The organism is Rhodovulum imhoffii (assembly GCF_003046545.1).
Classification (GTDB): Bacteria; Pseudomonadota; Alphaproteobacteria; order Rhodobacterales; family Rhodobacteraceae; genus Rhodovulum; species Rhodovulum imhoffii.
The window spans coordinates 1-22766 of sequence record NZ_QAAA01000015.1 but is presented as its reverse complement, the minus strand read 5'-3'; the positions used below and the strand labels follow the sequence as shown (position 1 = coordinate 22766).

Sequence of the window (22766 nt, the reverse complement as noted above, 5' to 3'; positions counted from 1 at the left end):
ATTGGCTCTTCAGCCCAGCGTTGCGCGCACATTCGCCATTGGGATGAAGACGCGCTCGGGGTTTTCAGGGTCGCCGAGCGGCTGGAAGCCGAGTTCTTCGTAGAAGCTCCAGCGGCGTTTGAAGTGATCGTCCTTGAGCACATCGAGGACGATGGCTGCGGCTCCCATCTCCTCAGTTATTTGCAAACTGCGCCGCATGGCGTCGACAACAAGGGCGGTTCCGAGCCCTTTGCCTTGCATGTCTTCGCGCACGGCAACCGCGCGGATGTAGATGACCGGGATGTCGGGCACACAGGCGCGCTGCCACTTCTTGGGTCCAAGATCCGCTCGGACGGCCATCGCGCCGAGAGTGTAGAAGCCCAACACGGCAGGATCGTCGCCAGCTGTGGCAATCCATGCGGCGACCATTCCGGTCTTGATCTGGTCCGAGAGTGACGACTTCAGGAAGTTATCTATTGGGCCAAAGCCACAAGAGAAGGCGCTGCGGTCATGCAGCGCCTTGTCGAATTTGGCGATTGTGAGGGCGGGCGTTTCCGCCCCCGTTCTGTCAGCGGTCTCAGTCGGCATCCTTCAGGAGGCCCTTCGACGCTTCCGCAGCACGTGCCAGACCGGGCACAACCTTTCCCGGTGCCTCTACAGCGGCCTTGAAAGATTCAAACGCGTCGATGGGCAGAATGGAGAGAGACATGCGCTGTTCCACTTCATGCGCGCGCGCGAGCGCCGCCTGACGAATGAAGTCAGCTTCCTGCAGGCCAGTGGCAGCAGCTGCAGCCTTGATGCGCTCTTCATCAGCACGGTGCATGCGCAACTCTTTGCGCGCTTCCATCTTGCCCGGCGTAGGTGCGGTGGTTTCGATCGCAAACATAATCGGTCTCCTTCGCCGATTTATGTACGGTATAACGCCGTACATGTCAATGATCATCCTGGGGATGATCAGCATCGGTCGCACCGGAAAGATCATGTTCACCACGATGATCAACATGATGATGATCGCCTCGATCATCCCAAGAAAGCCCGAATAGCATAATGCCCACCCCCCGCGAAACCATCCTCGCCGCGCTGCACGCACGGCTCTCGGCGCTGGCCGCTAAAGTCCTGCGGGGCGACGTACTGCCCGAGCGCGTCCCGGCCGACGGCCTGCTGATCCTGCGCGATGGCGAGCCGGGGGAGCCGGAAGTGACCCTCTCGCCGCCCGCCTACCACTACGAGCACCGGGCGGAGATCGAGGCGGTCGTCCAGGGTGATGACCGCGATGAACTGTTCGACAATCTCTGCGCCAGCGTTGGCGCGGCGCTCGCCGCTGACCGCACGCTGGGCGGGCTCTGCGACTGGGTCGAAGCGGAAGCGCCGCGGCCGGTGGACTTGGCCGTAGAGGGCGCAGCGAGCCTCAAGGCGGCGGTCATTCCTGTCGTCTTGCATTATTCAACTGACGACCCGCTTGGCTGACGCCACCGCCGTGCGGGTGCTGCGTTCGGCGGGACGACAGTCCACTGGACTGTCGTCTGATCCGCCTCACTCCACGGCCGACCCGCTCGGCTGATCCCGACAACCCGAGGAGAACACCATGGCACGAGCCCAGGGGGCGCGGGCGCAGATGGCGCTTGCGTTCGAGACAACCTATGGAACACCGCCGGTGGGCGGTTTCACCAAGATGCCCTTTGCCAGCACCTCGCTCGGCGCAGAGCAGCCGCTGCTGAACTCGGAGCTTCTCGGCTACGGCCGTGACCCGCTGGCGCCGATCAAGGACGCGGTCACGGCCGACGGCGATGTCGTCGTGCCGCTCGACGCCGAGGCCTTCGGCTTCTGGCTGAATGCGGCCTTCGGCGCGCCCACCACCACGGGCACCGGCCCCTGGACGCACGAGTTCCAGTCCGGTGCGTGGACGCTGCCGAGCCTCTCCATCGAGACCGGCATGCCTGAGGTCCCGCGCTACGCGATGTATTCCGGCTGCGTTCTCGACCAGATCACCTGGCAGATGCAGCGCTCGGGGCTCCTGACCGCGACCGCCCGGCTGGTGGCGCAGGGCGAGACGGTGGGAACAACCACAAATGCCGGCACCCCGGCTGCGCTAGAGCTGAAGCGGTTCGGCCATTTCAACGGGTCGATCACGCGCAATGGCTCGGCCCTCGGCAACGTGGTCTCGGCCGAGATCACCTATGCCAACAACCTCGACCGAATCGAGACGATCCGCTCGGACGGGCGCATCGATGGGGCGGATCCGTCCATTGCGGCGCTCACGGGTAGGATCGAGGTGCGCTTCGCCGACCAGACGCTGGTGACGCAGGCGATCAACGGCGAGGCGTGCGAGATGGAATTCGCCTACGTCCTGCCCTCGGGCGAGAGCTTCACCTTCACCGTGCACGCCGTCTACCTGCCGCGCCCGCGGATCGAGATTTCCGGGCCGCAGGGGGTGCAGGCCACCTTCGACTGGCAGGCCGCCCGCGACAGCGTCGTCGGCCGGATGTGCACCGCCACCCTCGTGAACGATGTGGAGACGTATTGATGCTCACGCTCGATCTGACCAACGCGCCGCGCTGGCTTGACCTCACTCCCGGTGTCCGGGTGCAGTTGCGCCCGCTGACCACCGCGCTGATGGTGGCGACGCGCAGTGATCCGGCCCTCGAGGCGGTACCGGAGGACGCCTCCGACGAGGAGCGCGCCGTCGCTTTCGCGAAATCACTGGCGCGGCGTGCCGTGCTCGCCTGGGACGGCATCGGCGACGCCGACGGCAACCCCATCGACCCAAGCCCGGAGGCCATCGACGCGCTGCTCGACGTCTGGCCGATCTTCGAAGCCTTCCAGTTGACCTATGTCTCCAAGGGCCTGCTGCTGGAGCAGGAAAAAAACGCCTCCGCGCTCTCGCCGAATGGTCCTTTGGCGGGGGCGAGCGATACTGCCAAGCCTGCGCGCAAGCGTGCAAAGACTGCCCGGCGCGGCTGAACCGGCCACTGACCCATGAGGGCTGGCAGGTCTGGGACCTGGTAGGCCGCCTCGGCGGTCAGCTGCGTGTGCTGCCCGGCGCGGTGATGGGCTGGGACATGTCCGCCGCGCTGGCGCTCGGTGACGCCCTCGGCGTGCCGCCGCTCGCCACTGCCGAACTGCTGCCCGTCATCGAAGCGGTGATGGTCGCAAAACTCAACGAACAGATGGAACGCCCCAATGGCTGAAAAGCGTGTATCCGTCCGCCTCGCCGCGGTCGGCGGGCGACAGGTGCGCGCCGAACTGGAAGGCGTGGGCGAAGCTGGGTCGCGCGGTTTCGGAAGGCTGAGCCGGGAGATGGAAGCGGCCAACGCGAGGCTCGTAGCCTTCTCGCGGCGTGTGAGGGTCGCGGCAGCCGCGGCCGTCGCCGCAGCCACGGCCGCGGGCGTCGCCATGGTGCGTTCCGGCCTGCAGACGGTGGATGCGCAGGCAAAGCTCGCGCAGTCGCTTGGCACCACCGTCGCTTCGATCCAGACCCTCGAGCGTGCGGGCGAGCTGGCGGGCGTGTCGATGTCCGGCATTGAACAGGCCACCAAGGATCTGACGCGTCGTCTCAGCCAGGCGGCGGCCGGGACCGGTCCCGCTGCCGACGCGCTGGATCGGCTGGGTTTGTCAGCGAGTGACTTGATTGCCCTGCCGCTGGACCAGCGCGTGGCTGCTATCAACGCCGCTATCGAGAGCTTCGTGCCCGCCGCCGAGCGCGCGGCTGTCGCGGGCCAACTCTTCGGCGAGGAAGGCTCCATCGCCATGAGCCGGATCGACACCGCGACGTTGCGCCAGGCGACGGAGGACGTGCGCGCTTTCGGTGTGGTCGTCTCCGAACAGGATGCCGACCAGATCGAGCGAACCAACGATGCCATCTCCCGGCTCGGGCTGATCTGGCGCGGGCTGTCCAACCAGCTCGCCGTCGCAGCGGCGCCTGCGCTCGAAGCCGTCGCCGACGCCATGGCGGCGGTCGCCAGCCGGACCGGGCCCCTCGGCATCGCGATACGCGGTCTCTTCGACAACATTGGCCGCCTGACCACCTACGCCGCCACCTTCACGGCCTTCCTCGCGGGACGCTGGGTCGCCGGGATGGCCGCTGCCGCGCTCTCCGTCCGTGGCCTCGCCACCGCTCTCGTCGTCCTGCGTGGCGCATTGATCCGCACCGGCATCGGCGCGCTGATCGTTGGTGCGGGAGAGCTTGTCTATCAGTTCACCCGCCTCGTCTCCCGCGCGGGCGGCTTCGGCGAAGCCATGTCGCTCCTGAAGGACCTCGCGGTCGAGGTCTGGGAGCGGATCAGGATGGGCGCCGCTGCAGCGGGTGCCGCGGCCACGGCGATGTTCTTCGACCTGAAGGCCGACTCCGCATCCGGCATGCAGAGCGCCATCGAGAGCGTCGTCGGTTTCGGCAATACGGCGGCGAACACGTTCGAGGGCGCCTACGAGGCGATCAAGGCGATCTGGGGTCTGCTGCCCGCCGCCATCGGCGATCTTGCGTTCCAGGCGGCCAACAGTCTGGTCGACGGTGTCGAGGCCATGCTGAACGGCGTGGTCTCGCGGATCAACACGTTCATCGGCGGGATCAATCAGGGCCTGGAAGCGCTCGGGTCTGAACGAAGGATCTCGATTATCCCGGATCTTGAGCTGGGCCAGATTGAGAACCGGTTTGAGGGAGCCGCGACCGCCGCAACGACAGCCGCGCAGACGGCGTTCGACCGGGCCTTCGAAGACAACCCGCTGACCGCGCCCGATCTCGGGCTCACCCAGGCGGCCAATACTGCACTGGCCACAGCCAACAGGTATCGCGGTGCCGCACGGGATTTGGCCGAAGGCGCGCGTGCGCCACTCGCGAGCTGGCAGGCCCTCCGTGATGCGGTGCAGGGTAGCGCCGAGGGTGGCGCAGACGCGCTGACTGAGGCCACGACCGCGGCGGAGCGGTTCGAGACCGCGCTTGATGGTGCCGGACAGGCGGCGACCGATGCCGGCGCTGCCGCCGGGGCTGCAGCTGCTGCGGCCGAGCCCAATGTGGAGACCGCAGTCACTGGCTGGCAGGCGGTCACGGCCGCGCTGTCCGACTACGCCAGCAAGGCGCGTGAGATCGGCGGTGATATCGGCCAGAGCCTCGTCGGCGCCTTCCAGTCCGCCGAGAACGCCGTGGGCGAGTTTGTTAAGACCGGGAAGCTGAACTTCCGCGACCTCGTCACCTCTCTGCTGGCCGATCTCGCCAAGCTGGTGGCGCGGCGGTTCATTCTGGGACCGATCGCCAATGCGCTTTCCGGCGCGCTTGGGGGTGCGGGCGGGATTTTCGCGAACATCTTGCATGCAGGCGGCATGGTAGGTGCCTCCGCGCCAGGCCGGATGGTCCCGGCCATGGCTTTCGCCGCTGCGCCTCGGATGCATGGCGGCGGTATGGCTGGACTTCGCCACGACGAGGTGCCCGCGATCCTGCAGCGCGGCGAGCGCGTGTTGTCGCGCCCTGAGGCCCAGAGCTACGGCGCGGGCGGCGGGGTCAACGTCACTATAATGGCGCGCGACGCCGAGAGCTTCCGGAAATCGCGCACGCAGGTTGCGGCCGACATCGCCCGCGCCGTGTCGCTCGGGCGGAGGGGCATGTGAGTGCGACCCCGCAAGTGGGAACCGGTTGCGGGTGCCAGAGCACGAACCAAGGAGAAACTTGATGGCGTTTCACGAGGTCCGGTTTCCCGACAATATCAGCCGGGGCGCACGCGGCGGGCCGGAACGCCGCACCCAGATCGTCGAACTGGCCAGCGGCGACGAGGAGCGCAACGCCAGCTGGGCCAACTCGCGCCGCCGCTACGATGTCGCTTACGGCATCCGCCGCGCGGACGATCTCGCGGCCGTCGTGGCGTTCTTCGAGGCGCGGAACGGCCGCCTGCACGGCTTCCGGTTCAAGGACTGGGCCGATCACAAGTCCTGCCTTCCCTCGGGCACGCCGTCGCCCACCGATCAGTCGATTAGTACAGGCGACGGCACCACGACCGCCTTCCAGCTGATGAAGCACTACACGTCCGGCGCGCAATCCTGGACGCGCGCCATTGCGAAGCCGGTGGTGGGAACCGTGCGTATCGCCCTCGGTGGCGTCGACCAGCCCTCGGGCTGGTCGGTCGACACCACGACCGGCGTCGTCACCTTCAGCGCTGCGCCGGGCGCTGGCATCGCCGTCACAGCGGGCTTCCAGTTCGACGTACCCGTCCGCTTCGACACCGACGTGCTCGACGTGACGCTTGATCTCGAGCGGCTGGGCTCGATCACCTCCATCCCGCTTCTGGAGATCCGGCGATGAAAAACATCAATCCCGATCTGCAAGCGCATCTCGACGATGGGACAACAACGCTCGCCTGGTGCTGGCGGATCCTTCGCGCGGACAGCGTGACCTTTGGTTTCACAGACCACGACCGGACACTCAGCTTCGATGGTAGCGACTTCGAGCCGGAAAGCGGCCTGACCGCGTCCGAGGTTCGCTCCGGCTCCGACCTGTCGGTCGACGCGCAGGACGCGGAGGGCGTGCTGACCTCGGACCGGATCACCGAAACCGACATACTCGATGGCCGCTGGGACAACGCCGAGGTCGAGGTCTGGCGGGTCAACTGGGCCGACACCGGCCAGCGCGTGCTGATGCGGCGGGGAGCCATCGGGCAAATCCGGCGTGGGCGTCTGGCCTTCGTCGCCGAGGTCCGCTCGCTCGCGCATGTGCTCGGTCAGACAGTCGGGCGGACCTTCCAGGCGACCTGCGACGCGGCGCTCGGGGATCCGCGATGCGGCGTCGATCTAGAGGACCCCGCGTATAAGGCGACGGGCGCCGTGATCGACCTACTGCGGAATCGGGCCTTCACCGCCTCGGGGCTCAGCGGCTTCACCTCCGGCTGGTTCACCTTCGGCACCATCGAATGGACGAGCGGCGCGAACGCGGGGCGTCGAGCCGAGGTTCTCGGCCATGACGTGACCGACGGCATCGCAGTCCTCACACTGCTCGAAGCCCCGGTTCGTGCGATCGTCGAAGCTGACGCATTCACCATCCGCGCGGGCTGCGACAAGCGGATCGAGACCTGTGGCGCGAAGTTCGCCAACACCGCCAACTTCCGCGGCTTCCCGCACATCCCGGGCCAGGACGCAGTTCTCCGCTACGCCACGAAGGATGGCGGCCACGAGGGAGGTGTGTTGTGACGCAACTCCTCGCATCGGCCGACCCCGCAAGCGTCGTCGCCGTCGCACGCTCCTGGCTCGGCACGCCGTACCACGACCAGGCGAGCCTGCGCGGCGTCGGCTGCGATTGCCTCGGGCTGGCCCGGGGCGTCTGGCGCGAAGTGGTCGGACCCGAGCCGTTCCCGATCCCGCCCTACAGCCGCGACTGGGGCGAGACCGGCCCGCGAGAGGTGCTGGCGGAAGGCGCGCGCGCCCTGATGATCGAGGTACCTTCCGCAGATGCCGGTCCCGGCGCGCTGGTGCTGTTCCGCATGATGCCGCGCGCCATCGCCAAGCATGTTGGAATCCTTACCGGCCCTGACAGTTTCCTCCACGCCTACGAGCGGCTCGGCGTGATCGAGGAACCGCTCACCCAATCCTGGCGGCGGCGCATCGTCTTCGCCTTCCTGTTCCCGCTGCGCTGAGACCCCGACATGGCCACCCTCGTTCTCGGTGCCGCAGGTGCCGCCATTGGCGGCAGCATCGGCGGCGCAATCCTTGGCGTCAACGCTGCCACCATTGGTGGCTTCATCGGCTCCACCATCGGATCGGTCGTCGACAGCTGGATCATCTCGTCACTGGCGCCGACCCAACGGATCGAAGGCGCGCGGATGGACAATCTGCGCATCACCTCGGCCACCGAAGGAGCGGTGATCCCGCGCCTCTATGGCCGCATGCGGATCGGCGGCAACATCATCTGGGCGACGGATTTCCGCGAAGAGACCAAGACCACCACGCAGGGGGGCGGGAAAGGCGGCGGGGGTGGCGGCAAGGTCAAAACCACCGAGTATTTCTACTATGCTAGCTTCGCGGTCGCACTCTGCGAGGGGCCGATCACCGGCATTGGTCGGATCTGGGCCGACGGCAAGCTGCTGGACACCGCCGGGATCACCTGGCGCTGGTATCCGGGCGACGAGAGCCAGACTGCCGATCCGTTTATGTCCGCGAGGATGGGCGCGGCGAATACACCAGCCTATCGCCGCACCGCCTATGCAGTGTTCGAGGATCTGCCGCTCGGCAACTACGGCAATCGCATCCCGCAGCTGAGTTTTGAGGTCTTCCGCCCGCTCGCCGATCCAGACACGGCAGAGGGCCTGACGCGAGCGGTCACCATGATCCCGGCATCAGGTGAGTTCGCCTATGCCACGCAGGGCATCCGGAAGGGCGGCGGCGGGTCGTCCGAGCCCGAGAACCTCAACGCACTGACTGACACCGCCGACATGGTGGTGGCGCTGGACCGACTGAAGGCCATGGCCCCAAAGGTCGAAAGCGTTTCGCTGGTCGTGGCTTGGTTCGGAGACGATCTGCGCGCGGGAAACTGCAAGGTGCGGCCCGGCGTCGAGGTGACCGCGAAATCGACCACGCCGTCGACCTGGTCCGTGAATGGCGTCAGCCGGGCGAAGGCCTTTCTGGTCAGCCGCGACGATCAGGATCGCCCCGTCTATGGCGGCACGCCCGCTGATTTCGCGGTGGTCCAGGCGATCCAAGAGATGAAGGCGCGCGGGCTGCGGGTCACTTTCTATCCGTTCATCCTGATGGACGTTCCGCCGGACAACGCGTTGCCGAATCCGTATTCCGACAATGCCACCGAGACCGGCCAGCCCGCGTTCCCTTGGCGAGGCCGGATCACCTGTTCCCCGGCTGCTGGCTACACCGGGACCGTGGACAAGACTGCCACGGCCGCAAGCCAGGTCGCGGCTCTGTTCGGCGCGGCCACGCCCGCGAGCTTCAACGTTTCGGGTCAGTCGGTTTCGTGGACCGGGCCATCCGACGACTGGGGTCTGCGCCGCATGGTGTTACACTATGCTCATCTCTGCGCGGCGGCGGGCGGGGTCGACGCGTTCCTGATCGGCACCGAAATGCCTGGGCTGACGACGATCCGCTCGGGCGCGGCCACCTATCCGGCCGTGCAGGCATATCGGGACCTTCTCGCGGATGTGCGGTCGATCCTTGGGTCCGGCACGAAGATCGGCTATGCGGCCGACTGGTCGGAATACTTCGGGCACCAGCCGGGTGACGGCAGCGGTGATGTGTTCTTCCATCTCGATCCGCTCTGGGCCGATCCGGAGATCGATTTCATTGGGATCGACAATTATATGCCGCTGTCGGACTGGCGGGACGGGTTCGAGCATGCGGACGCGGCCGAGGGCTGGCCCGCGATCTACGACCGGGCCTACCTGCAGGGGAACATCGTGGGCGGCGAGGGCTTCGACTGGTTCTACGCCAGCGCGGTCGACCGCTCCGCGCAGGTCCGTACGCCGATCACAGACGGTGCGGCCAGCAAGCCGTGGGTCTTTCGCTACAAGGACCTCCGCGCCTGGTGGTCGAATGCGCATTACGATCGCCCCGGTGGGGTGGAGAGCGGCACGCCGACGGCGTGGGCGCCGCAGTCCAAGCCGATCTGGTTCACCGAGCTGGGCTGCCCGGCCATCGACCGCGGCACGAATCAGCCGAACGTCTTCTTCGATCCCAAGTCGTCGGAGAGCTTCACGCCGCATTTCTCGCGGGGCTGGCGCGATGACGCCATCCAGCGCGCCTATCTCGAGGCGACATACCTCTGGTGGGGCGAGGCTGCGAACAACCCGGTCTCGTCCGTCTACGGCGGGCGCATGGTCCATGTCCCCGAATGCGCCGCCTGGACCTGGGACGCGCGGCCCTATCCGTTCTTTCCGGCGCTGACCGACGTCTGGACCGACGGCGCGAACTGGCGGCTGGGGCATTGGTTGACCGGACGCCTCGGGGCAGTGTCTTTGGCGGCGCTGGTCCGGCATCTCTGTCTGCGCGCAGGATTGCCCGAGGAACGGATCGACGTTACCGGCCTCTGGGGCGCGGTCGAGGGCTACGCCATCGGCGCGCTGGAGAGCCCGCGGGCCTCGATCACCACGCTGTCGCACCATTTTGGCTTCGACGCGGTCGAGACCGAGGGCGTGATCCGCTTCGTCATGCGCGGCAGGGCGGCGGTGGCGAGCGTTTCGCCGGACGATCTCGTCGCCGCGCGCGAAGGCGAGGTTCTCGAGCTGACCCGTGGCCAGGAGACGGAGCTGCCGCAGGCCCTGAAATGGAAGGTCGCTCGCGCCGACGAGGATTACGAGGCCGCGCAGGTCGAGGCCCGGCGCATCACGGTCGACACGAAGCGGATCGCCTCCGAGTCCTTCCCCATGGCAGTGCCGCCCGAGGAGGCCGAGCGCCGCTGCCGCCGCGCGCTGATGGAAGCGTGGACCGGGCGAGAAACAGCAGCGTTTCGTCTGCCGCCGTCGCGACTGGCGCTTGATCCGGCCGATGTCGTGACGCTCGCCCATGACGGGCAGCACACCCCGCTGCGGTTGGTCTCCATTGCGGATGCTGAGGCGCGAGGCATCGAAGCCGTCCGCCAGGATCGCGAGGCCCACGACCTGCCACCCGGATCGCCAAGACCGTCCTCGCTCTCAAAGACCGTAGTGTTCGGCGCACCCGAGGTGCTGTTGATGAACTTGCCACAGCTCACGGAGGATCAGCCCCAGCACCGGCCGTTGATCGCTGCCCATGCCGTTCCCTGGCCGGGCGAGATGGCCGTGTTCCGCAGTCCATCGACGGACGGGTTTGAGCTGCTGACCACATTTGGCGGTCGTGCCCGGATGGGGACACTGGTCTCGGACTTCTACGCAGGGCCGACGTCGCGCTTCGACCTCGGCAACGTGCTTAATGTCGATCTGCTCACCGGCACGCTGGAAAGCGTCACTGACCTGACCCTGTTCGGCGGGGCGAACGCGCTCGCCATCGAGAGTGCGTCAGGTGTTTGGGAGATCGTCCAGGCAGGCGCGGCGGAACTGATCGGCCCAGGCCGGTATCGCCTGACCAGACTCCTGCGGGGCCAGCGCGGCACCGAAGGCGCCATGGGAAATCCGACGCTCGCTGGGGCGCAGGTGGTAGTACTCGACGACAGCCTTGCCTCCTTGCCGAGCGCCGAAGCCGATCTCGGCATCCCGTGGAACTGGCGCGTCGGCCCCGCAAGCCGGTCGGTCAGCGACGAGACCTATGTCGCGCAGGCCTTCGCGCCGGCGGGCATCGGGCTGCGGCCGTTCTCCGTCGCCCATGTAGCGCAGCCTTGGCGCACGCCGCACTCGCCCGGCGATTTCACCATCCGCTGGACACGCCGGTCTAGGGCTCTTGCTGCCGACAGCTGGGGTGCGGTCGAGGTGCCGCTGGCCGAGGAATCCGAGACCTACGAGGTCGAGATCCTCGACGGCGCTGCCGTGAAACGGCCGCTGAGCACCGCCACCACCAGCGCCATTTACACCGCCGCCCAGCAGACCGCCGACTGGGGCGCGCTGCTCCATGCCGGCGACACGCTCGACATTCGCATCTTCCAGCTCTCCGCCCTCGTCGGGCGAGGCGCGCCCAAGACCGTGACGCTGAGCTTCTGAGGTGGCGCAATGAGTTCTGGCCGGTTGCGCACTCTCCGGCGTAGGCTCGGGACATGCGCCCCGAAGACGAAGACAGGATTGCCGCCCAGCTTGCCAGAGTGATGGCCGTGGCCTGCGTGCGCAACACACAGCTCGAGACCCTGCATGCCGGCCTGACGCCGGTCTCGCAAGCTGGTGACGGCAGCGACGTTGTCGTGGTGGACGCTGCAGGAAGACGCATTCCGTGGTCCGAGGTCTCGCGGATCAGTGACGACGAGATGCGCGCGCTGATGCGCGAGATCGTGGACCGGCTCTACACCTTCCATCTGCGGATCGACGATCCCGCTTTTCGGGCCGAGATTGATCGCTGGGCCGCGATGACCGCGAAGTGGGACGCGCCGAAGCCTGACCCGGTTCTCTCGGCCATTCCGGCAGACAAACCCGAACGCGGGTAGCCCACCACCGCCCGCCGCCGCGCCACTGTTCGCCGCCTGCCATGCAGGCGGCGTTCCTCGTTCTGGAGACCGCCCATGTCCGACGCCACGACCCATCTCCTGCTGCCCTACATCCTGGCGGCGCAGGCCCAGAAGCATGTCACCCACAACGAGGCGCTGCGGCTGCTCGACGGGCTCGTCCAGCTTTCCGTTCTCGACCGGGACCTGACCGCGCCGCCCGGCTCGCCCGCCGATGGCGACCGCTACATCGTCGGGTCGGGCGCGACCGGCGACTGGGCGGGCTGGGACCTGAACGTCGCGCTCTGGACCGACGGCGCCTGGCTGCGCCTGCCACCGCGCACCGGCTGGCGGGCGTGGGTCGAGGATGAGGGCCTGCTGCTGGTCTACGACGGCGCGGGCTGGATCGGGACCACGCCCGCGGCGCTGCAGAACATGGCGTTAATGGGGCTGGGGACGACGGCAGATGCGTCGAACCCGTTCTCGGCCAAGCTGAACGCCGCGCTCTGGACGGCGAAGACCGTGGCTGAGGGCGGGACCGGCGATCTCTTCTACACCATGAACAAGGAGGCTGCGGGCGACGATCTCGGCCTGACGCTCCAGACCGGCTTCGTGACCAAGGCGCTGGTCGGCCTCTTTGGCTCGGACAGGTTCCGGCTGGCGGTCTCGGCCGACGGCAGCACCTTCTTCGACGGGCTCAGTGTCGACAACGCCACCGGCATCGTCGACCAGCCCCGGCTGCCCCGGTTCAAGGCGTATACCAACTACGACAACTACGTCGGCGTCGGGACGTGGACGAAGATCGGGCTGAACAACACCGACTATAACGATCAGGGGGCGTTCGACGCCGCGAACAATCACTTCGTCGCCCCAGTGGACGGCACCTACCTCTTCGGCGCGACGCTGCTCTACAAGATCAACGCCAGCGCCACGGCCCGCATGCGCGGGCGGCTTGTGCTGAACGGCACGACCGAAATCCGCGGCTCCCTCGGCGAAATCTCCGCCACCCATGTCTCGCTCGCCACCGCGATCTGGCTGCAGACGATGGTCCCGCTAACAGCGGGCGATACCGTCGAGCTGCAGGGGTATTTCCGGGTCGCGGACGGCTACTTCGCGGCCGACCACACGTCCTTCTGGGGCTGCAAGATCGGCTGAGCGGCGGAAGGAGAATCCCGATGACACCACCCCGATCCGAGGGCTTCGTGCGCATGCCGGACGCCGAGTTCGAGGCGATCCTGACGAGGGCGGCCGAGGAAGGCGCGAAGCGCGCGCTCGCCGATGTCGGCCTCGACGGCGACGAGGCCGCGCTCGACATCCGTGATCTGCGCTCCCTGGTCGACTGCATCCGCCTGGTGCGCCGCACCGCCATGCAGACCGCCGTCCGCATGATCACCACCGGGGTCATGCTGGCGCTGCTCGCGGGCATCGCCATCAAGCTCAGGATCTTCGGCGGCGGCCCGTAGTCGCTCACCATTCCGCATTCATCAATTCATCAGCCCGCAATGACCCGCCCTCGAGGCGGGTTCTTTGTTTTCGGAGGACCCCGTGAACACGACCTTCCACCGTCACTGGCGCGACGTGCCTGAGGGCACCTGGCGCTGGCCCAACTTCTCCCCCGCCGAGATTGCCTGCCGGGGCACAGGCAAGCTGCTCGTCAACGGGCCCGCGCTCGACAAGCTGCAGGCGCTGCGCGACCGGCTGGGCAAGCCGCTGATCGTCCGCTCCGCGTATCGCAGCCCCGAGCACAACCGCGCCGTGGGCGGCGCGACCCGCTCCAAGCACCTTGACGGCGCAGCCTTCGACATTGCCATGGCGAACCACGACCCGGTGGCGTTCGAGGCTGCGGCGCGCGAGGTCGGGTTCCTCGGCTTCGGCTTCTACCCGCGCTCGGGCTTCATGCATGTCGACCTCGGCCCCGCGCGGCAGTGGGGCGAGCGGTTCCCGGTACGGGCGACCGCATTTGCATCCGAGACGCCGCCCGCGCGGGAGGTGCTGGCCGACAGCCGCACGATGAAGGGGGGTGGCGCGGCGGGTGTCGCGACACTGGGTGCCGCGGGTGTTGAGGTCGCGCAGAGCTTGTTGGCCGAGACCCAGACCGCCATCCTGCCGCTGGTGCCGTATCTCGACACGTTGCGCTGGGTGTTCATCGCGGTGGCGCTCGGCGGGATCGGGGTCGCCATCTACGCCCGGCTCGACGACTGGAAGCGGGGGCGGCGATGATCGGGGGGCTCCTCGCCGGGATTGCCGCGAGCCCATGGATGCGGGCGGCGCTGCGTTACGGAGCCATCGCGCTTGCAGTGCTCCTGTTCCTGCTTTCGCTTCGGCACTCCGGGGAGCGAGCGGGACGCCTCGCCGAACGCCTTGAAACCATGGAGAAGGCCAATGACGTCCAACGTCGGATGCTGGAAGCGGCGGCTCGCCGTCCTCGCGATCGCAACGAGCTTGCTGAGCGGTTGCGGGACGCTCGGTTTTGAGCCCGGCGTTGCTGCCGTTTGCCCGCCCGTGGTCGAGTATAGCCGCGAACTCCAGACGCGCGCGGCGGACGAGCTGGGACTGCTGCCAGGCGGATCCGCCATCGCGGAGATGCTGAGCGACTATGCCGTGATGCGGGCGCAGGCGCGGTTTTGTGTGGCTGCGTCCAGTCCCTTATCAGGCGTTGGTCCGGCCCGTCCTCACATTGCCGCCACCGGCCGAATAGAGCTACCAAGGCATGTCCCAAACATTGCGTCTTGACCTGACCTTGGGGGGGGGGGGGAGAATAAACATGCAGAGGTTGAAGATTCGTTAACATGCAGCCTGACGTGGTGTTACTCGTGATCGACGGGAAGAAATTTCCAGCGAGCATCGACGAATGCACGGACGAGACCGCCGCCGACGTGCCGCTAGAAGACTTATCCCAATTGGCCAAATAGAAAGCCGCTACGCATCCTCTAGTAATGTGACAGCCAACAAATGAAGGAGTATCTCGCCCATGAACCATATAGGATTGAGCCTCGGCCCTCTGGGCTACAAAGTCATCGAGCTTCCCCCGATCTCTAAAGAAGCCAAAGATCACTTCTCCGAACTTCCTGAGGATCCGTACTACAAGGAACGTTGGCGCCAATTCTCGCAGTACATATTGTTTTTCGAGAATAATCACTGGGCTTGTCGGGTGCTCGAACATCGCCCGTTCATCCAGGCCAAAGCATACAATCAGAAGGTTGGAGGGATCCGCAGAGCATTTGAGCCGATTTCCGGCGTCGATCCGACCCCGCAATTTGCATCGATCGCGAATGAGCTTCAATTCGACACGAACAGTGTTTTCCAGGTAAATCTACACCAATGGCGAACCCGGGTGAGCGAAATTTACCAAGGAAAGACTATTCCTGAAGGACCGCATCGCGACGGCCATCACATTACGAGCGTGACAGTCTGGGAGCGCCATAACATAATCGGCGGTGAGTCAACGCTCTACCAAGTCGGAAAGACTGAGCCGTTCTTCGAGCAAATACTGCAGCCAGGCCAGTGCCTCGTGATGCGTGATGAGGACATGGTTCACGGCGCCCGGGACATCCAAGCGGCATCGCCGGAGGGCGGTTGTCGCGACATCTGGGTCATCTCGATCAATCCTTGGGCGGACCGCCGCTACGGACAGGAGTTCGAGGCCTTCGCTACGGCCGAGACGACGAGCCTCGCTGCGGAATGACGCTTAATTCTCCGGACAAATTCGTCGGCGAAGGTGCGACTGAGCCCTTCGCCGACATCGCCCCCGCAGAGGCGGACACGATCGCCGCACGCCACGGCACGCCAACATTCGTCTACGACGAGGCGCGCTTCTCCGCGTCTGCCGAAGCCCTGCGGCGCACTTGGGAAGCGGCGTTCCCTAATTCGTCGATCTACCTGTCCTACAAGACGAACTACCTGCCGTCGCTTTGCCGAACGGCGCATCTTTTGGGCCTCGGCGCGGATGTCGTCTCGGGCTACGAGCTTGAGCATGCGCTGCTGCTTTGCCAAGGTAAGCCAGTCGTTTTCAACGGCCCTATGAAGCGGCGCGAAGAGTTGGTGCGCGCCGTGCAGGCCGGGGTGGTCGTCAATATCGACCTTCTCGAGGAGGTCGATATCCTGGCGGAACTGCGGCGCGCCGGCGAGATCCCCGAACCGAGGCTAGGGCTGCGGGTGAGCCCGGGCCTGCCCGTCTTCACTTCGGCCGATCAAAGCTTCACCCAGGCTCACAGAGAGCGGCAGCGCACGGGCAAGTTCGGCTGGCCTCTCGATGGCGGGCTGGCGGCGGCAGCAGCAGCCTGGATCGCGGAGAAGGGGTTCAGCATCAGATCGCTCCACGCGCATCTGAATTCGCAGATCACCGAGACGGATCTTCATGTGGCAGCGCTGCGTCCCGTCCTTGACTTCGCCCGCGAGCTGCGCGCTGCGAAGGCGCCGCTGGAGGAGATTAATGTCGGCGGTGGGTTCGGCGTGCCGGGCATGCAGCGGCAGCGCCGCGGGTGGTGGTCGGAATGCAAGGCCCACATGGGAGAGACACCGCCCGAAAGCGACGAGCAGGTCTTCGACATGACCCGCTTCGTTGCTGAGCTGCGGTCGGAGATCGCCGCGCGGAAGCTGGACGATCTGCGTGTCAGCTGCGAGCCGGGGCGCTACCTGATGTCCGACTGCATCGCCCTGCTAAGCCGCGTCGCCGGCATCAAGGACCTGCCGGAACGCCGGTGGGCGGTGCTCGACGCGGGCCTGCACATCATGCCGACGGCGGCGTTCGGCGAGCGGCGCCGACTTCGGTTCTTCCGGGCGGACAAGGAACTGCCGGTCCGGACGGACGCCCCCTTGGCCTCGCTCGGCGGGCCACTTTGTTACGAGGGCGACGTCCTCATGGCAAGCGCGCGCGTTCCCGGCGGCCTCATGGCCGGGGACCTCGTCCTGATTTCAGACGCCGGGGCCTACACCGTCTCCCGGTCGACCAATTTTAACCAGGCCCGAGCCGCCGTGGTCGCCCGAAACGGGGCGGACGGGCGGGAGATCTGGAGGAGAGAGAGCTACCATGACATCTTCACGTTCAACGTTACCGAGTGACGCATTCGGACGTCCGGACGGAGCGCCGGTGTTTCTCTGGGCGACGCCCCGTTCGGTGTCGACCGCATTCGAGCGGGTGATGAAGAACAGTCCCAAGCTTGACGTGGTGCACGAGCCCTTCACCGACGCCTATTATTTCGGACCTGACCGCCGGTCTTCGCGCTACGGCGACCGAGATGCAGCCGAATTCGTGGCCGACCGCATTGAGATCGAGACCTCCATCCGCAACCGTCGGTCGGGCGTGCGGGCCTTCGTCAAGGAGCTCGCCTTCCAGGGCGAGCCGTATGTCAGCGACGCCATGCTGTCAGAGGCGCGGCAGCTGATCATCACGCGCCATCCCGCGGCGGTTTACGCGTCGCTGATCAAGCTGAAACCCGACTTTACCGAGGAAGAGTTCGGCTTCACCGCGCTAAGCCGCCTGTACAGGCGGCTCCGAACCATAGGGGTTGACCCCGTCGTGATCGACGGCGACGTGTTCAGGGCAGAGCCCGAAGCCACGACCAGATGGGTGTGCGAGGCAATTTCCGTGACCTTCGATCCCGACATGCTCCGCTGGTCCGATGGCCGTATCCGCTCCTGGAGCAGCGGCGAGAAGAAGTCACAAGCAATCTGGCACGAAACGCTGGAGCGGAGCCGCACGGTCTTAAAGCCAGACCCGTCACCTCCCGAAATCGAGGTCCACGCGCGACATTCCGCATGGTATGAACGAGCACTTATGGTCTATGGGATTTTGACGAATTGTGTTTCCGGCAGGAGTGAAGCGCCCTATGACAAGAACCCTCTGTCTCTTTCCTGACCTGCACGGAATTGCGCGGGGAAAACTTGCCAATCGCGCGGTCGAAAGCAGTATGACGATCGGGTTTTCTCCCGGAGTGTTTGCAAAAGATATCTACGGCCATCCGCATCTCTTCGACGAGTTCGTGATTCCGGTCGGAGCTTCCGACATGACGATTGACGTGATCGGGACCGAGGTGCGGCCGTTCGCACGGGCGGCTCAGGTTGATCTTTTCGGTGCCGATGCACTGGTCATCGGCCGCGCGAAGGCGACCGATGGAACCCCGCACCGGTTCGATATCAGGGCGGTTCTCGAGCGTCGCCTTTCCGCAAGCCAGGGGGCGCGTGACATCCGCATCGGTGCCGAACTCGAGTTCTATCTCCTCGGAGATCGGGACGACCTGCCCGCCGACGGGCAAGCCTACGCTTTCGGCGGGCTCGCAGGAAATCAGCATTGCATCTCGGCGATCCTCCATGCACTCGATGCCGCTGGCATTGAGTGGCTCGACCTCTCACAGGAGAACGAGGTAGATCAATACGAGATTTCGCTGAGACATACTCCTCCGCTGGAACAGGCTGATCGCGTTTTCCTTGCCCGCATTATCATCCGGCATGTGGCCGCGAGCTTCGGGCTTCGGGCGACCTTTATCGCCGTGAACGCGATGAACCAATCGCCGAGCAATCTGCACCTGCACATTTCCTGCGCGTCACTCAGTGTAGACAAGCTGGCCCATGCAATCCAGGGAACTCTGGGCCCCGCTTTCTCGATCTATCGGCCGAGCAGGAACAGCCGGTACACCGAAGAGATCGAGTCCTTCGCGTCGCGTAAGGCGGATATCGAGGAAGGGAGCCGTTTTGCGGCCATCCGCATTATTCGCGACGGCCCGGAAGAGCGCATCGAGTTGCGGACGCCGACATCCGATACCAACCCCTACTTTACTATCCTCACGGTGGTGTCTGCCATTCTCAAAGCGCAGCGAGGCGCCGCGCCTGCCGGTGCGGCGCTCGATTTCAGCATAGAGTCATCTCTTGCGACGTATCTGGCCAGCGACCTCGCGACGCAAGTCTTCGATCCCGAGGGATTGCGTCTGTACGGCAAGTTGAAGCGTGCGGAGGAAGGCAGTGCCAAAGCTTTCGGCGGGTTCGACGCCGAGCGGGCAGCGCTGCTTAGGGTTCTGTGATGGGTGAGTTCCAGGCGAGTCTTCTTGCTGCTCTCGCGCTTCAGGCGACGGCGATGAGCGTTCCGGGCCAGAACCATTTTCTCATTCTATCGGCCTCGCAGCAGGGAGCGCTCGTACGTGGCCTCATTGTTGTCGGGATCGCGACCGCTGGCGTGGTCTTCTCGAGCGGCGCCGCGGTCGCCATCTATTTCTCCGGACAAGCATTCAGCGACAGGATCTTTAGCATTCTTGGACTGTTGGGGAGCGGTTTCCTCGTCTATTTGGGGGGGAAGTCCATTCGCTCCGCGCTGCGCAGACACACCCCAGAAGGCGGGTCCGCTGCCCCCACTTTGAGCCTGAGTCGCGCCTTCTCCTCGGGCTTTCTAGTGAATATTTCGAATGCAAAGTCAGTCCTCTTCTTTGGTGCGGTCTTTGCCACCAGCCTCCCTCTCGCAACGATGTCATTCGGAGATCTCGCCTTCGTCGTGCTGGCTTTTTTCCTCAACTCGTTGCTCGTTCACGGCGCGGTTTCGGCCCTCCTGGCCACGGGAGCAGTCCGGCGCTTCACCGATCGGCGCCGGCCTCTCATTCTCCTGGCCTCGGGCTGCCTATTTCTGGTGTTCGCTATACTTTCGGCCCTGCACATCATCGGGGCTTGAGCCCGACGCGCAGATTTAGAGCCGGAGGGTACCAGCCGGACTTTCAGCGTTCCTCGCTCTCAACCGTCATGCATCGCTGCAGCGAACGGCGACACCATGGTGTTTGCGCGCCATGATCTTGGGGTTTGTCGCCTGCGACTGCTCGGCGGTTCAGCTCGACGTAATCTAACGGTCCAAACGGATCGCTGCGCCGCTGGGGTTCCGCCAGCCTAGGTAGGTGCCGTACCCAGATTCTTTGACCTTCCCTGAGCGGGGTGCAAAAATGTAGGCGATCCCTATCGCATTGATATTCTGTCGTTATATCGGGTGTCTCGAAACCCGGCAAGATGAAATCAGCGCTATTTCTCCGTTCGGATGTTTTCGCTCAATCATGGCACTCACGCCGCATCGCGGGTGTAGGATGTGATGATGCCGCCAAGCTGGCGGTTGCGGCGGATTGGGCCGTCACGGACGGGCCGGAAATCGACCTGCAGCACATTGTTGCCGATACCGCGTCCACGATGCGGGCGCTCGGTGTTGTAATGGCGCAGCCAGGTCCGCAGGATGTAATCAAGCTGCGACCGGCTGAAGCAAACGAAGAAATCCAGACATTCGCGCTTGATGGTCGCTATGAAGGACTCCGCGAAGGCATTGGCGTCGGGCGCCCTGTGCGGGATCTGGATGACCCTGGCACCTTCCGATGCCCAGACGGTATCAAAGCTGGCGCTGAACTTGGTGTCGGCGTCCCGGATCAGGAAACCCGGCGCGATTTCCTGATTTTCGCACCACATCAAGGTGTTGCGGGCCTGCTGCGTCATCCAGGTCGAGTCCGGGGCATAGGTCGGGGCGCTGCAATAGACGCGGCGGCTGCCAAGATGGATGAAGATCAGCACATAAGCTGTCCTTGGCCCGCGCAGCGTGAACACAGTCTTGGTGAAAAAATCGCAGGCGATCATGGTTTCCATATGTGCCCGGATAAATGTGGTCCAAGGAAGAGCGGGCTTCTTTCTGCGTCGCTCAGGGCTTGGGTGGATGCCCGCCTCGTTCAGGATACGTTTGACGGAATTGGCACCGGCATAAAGCCCCAGCTTTTTCAACTCGCCCGCGATGCGCTTGTAGCCCCAGAGAAGGTTTTCGGATCCGATGCGAAGGACGACATCGCGCAACTCCTGCGTCAGGCGCGGCCGTCCCACGGGCTTGAAGGGGCGTCCGCTGTTCATTTGCGCGAGCCAGCTCCTATAGGTCGCGGGCTTTGCCACTTCCAGAAGGCCATCGATCTCATGCCCGCACTCAGCCCCGATGCGCATGAGTTCAGCTTTTTCGACGGGCGACAGGATAACCCTTTGCGCCGGGATGCGGGCCCGCAAGATCGCGATCTGGGCCTTGAGCAGCCTCAGTTGAGCGTTGTGTCGCGGCAAAAAGAACTGGCTCAGGAAGACCAGAAGGAGGGTGAGTGTCGATTTCATCTTGCCGGTCTTTCCCACGGGCTTTAAAAAATGCTGCTATGCCAACGTGATGGGCCTCGCTTACATTTTGGCACCCCTCTCAGGGAAGGCCCAAAACGCCGAAACCGGCAGGTGGCTGTGATCACCCCGGGTCGAGGATGGGCCACTGCCTAGTCGCAGCACCCACGCACAACGCTTCGAGCGCAGTTGGCTGCCAGTCGCGATTGCACCAAATGACGATTCAACCCATTATTCGCGCCAATGAAAACAATAGCTTAGGCAGTAGAGAAGGTTGGATATCAGGCCCATTCCCTCCGCCACCCACCATTTTCATACAGTTGCGTTCAGACCTATTCAGCGCCATAAAACGCTGTTTTTGTTTGATTATCTGTATTCGTGTTGATCTTCAGATTTCTTCGATTACACTCATTTCTGTTCATTGGGTGGTATAAAACGTGGTATATTCATGGCCCTGCATAGCGGCAAGCTGACCAAGAATTTGGTGCGAACGCTTGGTCCCGGTCGGCATGGCGACGGGAACGGCCTCTATCTCGTGGTGGACCCGAGCGGCGCACGGCGCTGGATTGTGCGCGTCACGGTTAAGGGGCAGCGGAATCGGGAAGGCAAACCCCTGCGCACCGATTTTGGTTTGGGCGGCGCGGACATCGTGACACTGAACCAAGCGCGTGACCGCGCCCTTGAATATCGCCGCATGGCGAAGCAAGGCCTCAACCCGCGCTACAATGTCCGCCAAGAGGTGCCTTGCTTCGAGGAGATCGCCCAGCAGGTTCACATCGAGCGCCTGCCGACATGGAAGAACCCCAAGCACGGGCAGCAATGGATCAACACGCTCGCCGAATATGCCTTCCCGAAGATCGGGCGTTTGCCGGTGTCGGAGGTCGGGCAGCCCGAGGTGTTGCAGGTCCTGCTCCCGATCTGGACCGAAAAGCACGAAACGGCCAAGCGCGTTGCTCAACGGATCAAGGCGGTGCTGGATGTTGCGAAGTCGAAGGGCTTCTACACCGGCGAAAGGCGCAGGCTCTGGAGATTGAGAAGCTGAAGCACCAGCTTTCGGGTCACCAGCGGCACCGTTTCGGGTCGAGATCGGAATCCGCCGACCAACTCAACTTGCAGCTTCGACTTGAAGAAGAGGAAACCGCGGCCGCGTGCACCGCGCCGCCTGAAGAGGTTACTGATCCAGAGCCCAAGCAAAAGCCGAAGCGCAAACCATTGCCACCGTCCTTGCCGCGCAATGAGGAAATCATGAGCCCGGGCGAGACCTGCAAATGCGGCGGTGACCTGCGCACCATCGGCGAGGACGTGACCGAAGAGCTGGAATATATTCCCGGCCGCTTCGTGGTGAACCGGATCGTCCGTCCGCGCATGGCATGCAAGTGCTGCGACAGGATCGTTCAGGCACCCTTGCCCTCGCGCCCGATCGAGCGTGGCCGCCCCGGAGCCGGGCTGCTGACGCATGTGCTGGTCAGCAAATACGCGGATCATTGTCCGTTGTACCGCCAGTCACAAATCTTCGCCCGCGAAGGCATCGACCTGGATCGCTCTGCTCTGGCGGGTTGGGTTGGTCAGTCGACAAACATGCTGGGAAAAGTGGCTGCCAAGGGGGGGCGCCGTCTTGCCGAAGCGCGCACTGACGTCCCCCCACTTTCACATCAGAGGAGTCGAAACATCA

Annotated in this window: 24 protein-coding genes; 21 read left to right on the top strand and 3 right to left on the bottom strand. The window is 64.8% G+C overall.

Annotated elements, in window-relative coordinates:
* Positions 1-9: 9 nt before the first annotated feature.
* Both C8N32_RS11310 and C8N32_RS11305 read right to left on the bottom strand, forming a co-directional pair.
* Complete coding sequence (locus C8N32_RS11310) at positions 10-567, bottom strand: GNAT family N-acetyltransferase (RefSeq protein WP_107893099.1); 558 nt, start codon at positions 565-567, stop codon at positions 10-12.
* The gene (locus C8N32_RS11305; RefSeq protein ID WP_170106792.1) at positions 557-865 is read right to left on the bottom strand and encodes a type II toxin -antitoxin system TacA 1-like antitoxin; all 309 of its coding nucleotides are present in this window, start codon (positions 863-865) and stop codon (positions 557-559) included. Before C8N32_RS11305 ends, C8N32_RS11310 begins: the two co-directional genes overlap by 11 nt.
* 161 nt (positions 866-1026) lie before the next feature.
* Between C8N32_RS11305 and C8N32_RS11300 the strand changes: the two genes are divergently transcribed.
* From C8N32_RS11300 to C8N32_RS11205, 19 genes are all read left to right on the top strand, one after another.
* Entirely contained in the window at positions 1027-1446 is a 420-nt protein-coding gene (locus tag C8N32_RS11300; protein WP_107893097.1) for an acyl-CoA transferase, read from the top strand.
* A 118-nt stretch (positions 1447-1564) separates the two neighbouring features.
* Complete coding sequence (locus C8N32_RS11295) at positions 1565-2503, top strand: phage tail tube protein (RefSeq protein ID WP_107893096.1); 939 nt, start codon at positions 1565-1567, stop codon at positions 2501-2503.
* Positions 2503-2940, top strand: a complete 438-nt coding sequence (locus C8N32_RS11290; RefSeq protein ID WP_107893095.1) for a hypothetical protein — start codon at positions 2503-2505, stop codon at positions 2938-2940. Before C8N32_RS11295 ends, C8N32_RS11290 begins: the two co-directional genes overlap by 1 nt.
* 98 nt (positions 2941-3038) lie before the next feature.
* Positions 3039-3167, top strand: a complete 129-nt coding sequence (locus C8N32_RS15500; protein WP_274610725.1) for a DUF7697 family protein — start codon at positions 3039-3041, stop codon at positions 3165-3167.
* The gene (locus tag C8N32_RS11280) at positions 3160-5577 is read left to right on the top strand and encodes a phage tail tape measure C-terminal domain-containing protein (protein ID WP_107893093.1); all 2418 of its coding nucleotides are present in this window, start codon (positions 3160-3162) and stop codon (positions 5575-5577) included. Before C8N32_RS15500 ends, C8N32_RS11280 begins: the two co-directional genes overlap by 8 nt.
* A gap of 61 nt (positions 5578-5638) precedes the next feature.
* Positions 5639-6265, top strand: coding sequence for a DUF2460 domain-containing protein (locus C8N32_RS11275; RefSeq protein WP_107893092.1), 627 nt, complete (start codon positions 5639-5641; stop codon positions 6263-6265).
* The gene (locus C8N32_RS11270; RefSeq protein WP_107893091.1) at positions 6262-7146 is read left to right on the top strand and encodes a DUF2163 domain-containing protein; all 885 of its coding nucleotides are present in this window, start codon (positions 6262-6264) and stop codon (positions 7144-7146) included. Before C8N32_RS11275 ends, C8N32_RS11270 begins: the two co-directional genes overlap by 4 nt.
* The gene (locus C8N32_RS11265) at positions 7143-7589 is read left to right on the top strand and encodes an NlpC/P60 family protein (RefSeq protein ID WP_107893090.1); all 447 of its coding nucleotides are present in this window, start codon (positions 7143-7145) and stop codon (positions 7587-7589) included. Before C8N32_RS11270 ends, C8N32_RS11265 begins: the two co-directional genes overlap by 4 nt.
* Before the next feature lie 9 nt (positions 7590-7598).
* Entirely contained in the window at positions 7599-11567 is a 3969-nt protein-coding gene (locus C8N32_RS11260; RefSeq protein WP_107893089.1) for a baseplate multidomain protein megatron, read from the top strand.
* A 53-nt stretch (positions 11568-11620) separates the two neighbouring features.
* Entirely contained in the window at positions 11621-12001 is a 381-nt protein-coding gene (locus C8N32_RS11255) for a hypothetical protein (protein ID WP_170106791.1), read from the top strand.
* Positions 12002-12076: 75 nt separating this feature from the next.
* Positions 12077-13153, top strand: coding sequence for a DUF2793 domain-containing protein (locus tag C8N32_RS11250; RefSeq protein ID WP_107893088.1), 1077 nt, complete (start codon positions 12077-12079; stop codon positions 13151-13153).
* 20 nt (positions 13154-13173) lie between these two features.
* The gene (locus tag C8N32_RS11245) at positions 13174-13461 is read left to right on the top strand and encodes a DUF6127 family protein (protein ID WP_107893087.1); all 288 of its coding nucleotides are present in this window, start codon (positions 13174-13176) and stop codon (positions 13459-13461) included.
* 82 nt (positions 13462-13543) lie between these two features.
* Positions 13544-14218 carry a YcbK family protein gene (locus C8N32_RS11240; RefSeq protein ID WP_107893086.1) on the top strand — a complete coding sequence of 225 codons (675 nt, stop codon included), beginning with the start codon at positions 13544-13546 and terminating at the stop codon, positions 14216-14218.
* Complete coding sequence (locus C8N32_RS11235) at positions 14215-14472, top strand: hypothetical protein (RefSeq protein WP_107893085.1); 258 nt, start codon at positions 14215-14217, stop codon at positions 14470-14472. The genes C8N32_RS11240 and C8N32_RS11235 overlap by 4 nt, the downstream gene beginning before the upstream one ends.
* 497 nt (positions 14473-14969) lie before the next feature.
* Positions 14970-15683, top strand: a complete 714-nt coding sequence (locus tag C8N32_RS11225; RefSeq protein ID WP_107893084.1) for a 2OG-Fe dioxygenase family protein — start codon at positions 14970-14972, stop codon at positions 15681-15683.
* Positions 15680-17059: a diaminopimelate decarboxylase family protein gene (locus tag C8N32_RS11220; RefSeq protein WP_107893083.1), complete on the top strand. Its 1380-nt coding sequence runs from the start codon at positions 15680-15682 to the stop codon at positions 17057-17059. The genes C8N32_RS11225 and C8N32_RS11220 overlap by 4 nt, the downstream gene beginning before the upstream one ends.
* Positions 17028-17855: a sulfotransferase-like domain-containing protein gene (locus tag C8N32_RS11215; protein ID WP_274610726.1), complete on the top strand. Its 828-nt coding sequence runs from the start codon at positions 17028-17030 to the stop codon at positions 17853-17855. Before C8N32_RS11220 ends, C8N32_RS11215 begins: the two co-directional genes overlap by 32 nt.
* Positions 17827-19014 (top strand): type I glutamate--ammonia ligase, encoded by a 1188-nt coding sequence (locus tag C8N32_RS11210; protein WP_107893081.1) that lies wholly within the window; start codon positions 17827-17829, stop codon positions 19012-19014. Before C8N32_RS11215 ends, C8N32_RS11210 begins: the two co-directional genes overlap by 29 nt.
* Positions 19014-19652 carry a LysE family translocator gene (locus tag C8N32_RS11205; protein ID WP_107893080.1) on the top strand — a complete coding sequence of 213 codons (639 nt, stop codon included), beginning with the start codon at positions 19014-19016 and terminating at the stop codon, positions 19650-19652. Before C8N32_RS11210 ends, C8N32_RS11205 begins: the two co-directional genes overlap by 1 nt.
* A 377-nt stretch (positions 19653-20029) precedes the next feature.
* Here C8N32_RS11205 and C8N32_RS11200 read toward each other — a convergent pair whose 3' ends face one another.
* Positions 20030-21097, bottom strand: coding sequence for an integrase core domain-containing protein (locus C8N32_RS11200; protein ID WP_107893079.1), 1068 nt, complete (start codon positions 21095-21097; stop codon positions 20030-20032).
* A 445-nt stretch (positions 21098-21542) separates the two neighbouring features.
* Between C8N32_RS11200 and C8N32_RS11195 the strand changes: the two genes are divergently transcribed.
* Positions 21543-22136, top strand: coding sequence for a tyrosine-type recombinase/integrase (locus C8N32_RS11195; RefSeq protein WP_107893078.1), 594 nt, complete (start codon positions 21543-21545; stop codon positions 22134-22136).
* Positions 22118-22766 (top strand): IS66 family transposase zinc-finger binding domain-containing protein (locus tag C8N32_RS11190; RefSeq protein ID WP_244905918.1); only part of this gene is annotated, 649 nt, incomplete at its 3' end. The genes C8N32_RS11195 and C8N32_RS11190, both read left to right, overlap by 19 nt.

Coding starts and splice junctions, on each gene's coding strand:
- C8N32_RS11310 (WP_107893099.1), bottom strand. CDS start 567: ATGCCGACTGAGACCGCTGACAGAACGGGGGCGGAAACGCCCGCCCTC.
- C8N32_RS11305 (WP_170106792.1), bottom strand. CDS start 865: ATGTTTGCGATCGAAACCACCGCACCTACGCCGGGCAAGATGGAAGCG.
- C8N32_RS11300 (WP_107893097.1), top strand. CDS start 1,027: ATGCCCACCCCCCGCGAAACCATCCTCGCCGCGCTGCACGCACGGCTC.
- C8N32_RS11295 (WP_107893096.1), top strand. CDS start 1,565: ATGGCACGAGCCCAGGGGGCGCGGGCGCAGATGGCGCTTGCGTTCGAG.
- C8N32_RS11290 (WP_107893095.1), top strand. CDS start 2,503: ATGCTCACGCTCGATCTGACCAACGCGCCGCGCTGGCTTGACCTCACT.
- C8N32_RS15500 (WP_274610725.1), top strand. CDS start 3,039: ATGTCCGCCGCGCTGGCGCTCGGTGACGCCCTCGGCGTGCCGCCGCTC.
- C8N32_RS11280 (WP_107893093.1), top strand. CDS start 3,160: ATGGCTGAAAAGCGTGTATCCGTCCGCCTCGCCGCGGTCGGCGGGCGA.
- C8N32_RS11275 (WP_107893092.1), top strand. CDS start 5,639: ATGGCGTTTCACGAGGTCCGGTTTCCCGACAATATCAGCCGGGGCGCA.
- C8N32_RS11270 (WP_107893091.1), top strand. CDS start 6,262: ATGAAAAACATCAATCCCGATCTGCAAGCGCATCTCGACGATGGGACA.
- C8N32_RS11260 (WP_107893089.1), top strand. CDS start 7,599: ATGGCCACCCTCGTTCTCGGTGCCGCAGGTGCCGCCATTGGCGGCAGC.
- C8N32_RS11255 (WP_170106791.1), top strand. CDS start 11,621: ATGCGCCCCGAAGACGAAGACAGGATTGCCGCCCAGCTTGCCAGAGTG.
- C8N32_RS11250 (WP_107893088.1), top strand. CDS start 12,077: ATGTCCGACGCCACGACCCATCTCCTGCTGCCCTACATCCTGGCGGCG.
- C8N32_RS11245 (WP_107893087.1), top strand. CDS start 13,174: ATGACACCACCCCGATCCGAGGGCTTCGTGCGCATGCCGGACGCCGAG.
- C8N32_RS11235 (WP_107893085.1), top strand. CDS start 14,215: ATGATCGGGGGGCTCCTCGCCGGGATTGCCGCGAGCCCATGGATGCGG.
- C8N32_RS11225 (WP_107893084.1), top strand. CDS start 14,970: ATGAACCATATAGGATTGAGCCTCGGCCCTCTGGGCTACAAAGTCATC.
- C8N32_RS11220 (WP_107893083.1), top strand. CDS start 15,680: ATGACGCTTAATTCTCCGGACAAATTCGTCGGCGAAGGTGCGACTGAG.
- C8N32_RS11215 (WP_274610726.1), top strand. CDS start 17,028: ATGACATCTTCACGTTCAACGTTACCGAGTGACGCATTCGGACGTCCG.
- C8N32_RS11210 (WP_107893081.1), top strand. CDS start 17,827: ATGACAAGAACCCTCTGTCTCTTTCCTGACCTGCACGGAATTGCGCGG.
- C8N32_RS11205 (WP_107893080.1), top strand. CDS start 19,014: ATGGGTGAGTTCCAGGCGAGTCTTCTTGCTGCTCTCGCGCTTCAGGCG.
- C8N32_RS11200 (WP_107893079.1), bottom strand. CDS start 21,097: ATGAAATCGACACTCACCCTCCTTCTGGTCTTCCTGAGCCAGTTCTTT.
- C8N32_RS11195 (WP_107893078.1), top strand. CDS start 21,543: ATGGCCCTGCATAGCGGCAAGCTGACCAAGAATTTGGTGCGAACGCTT.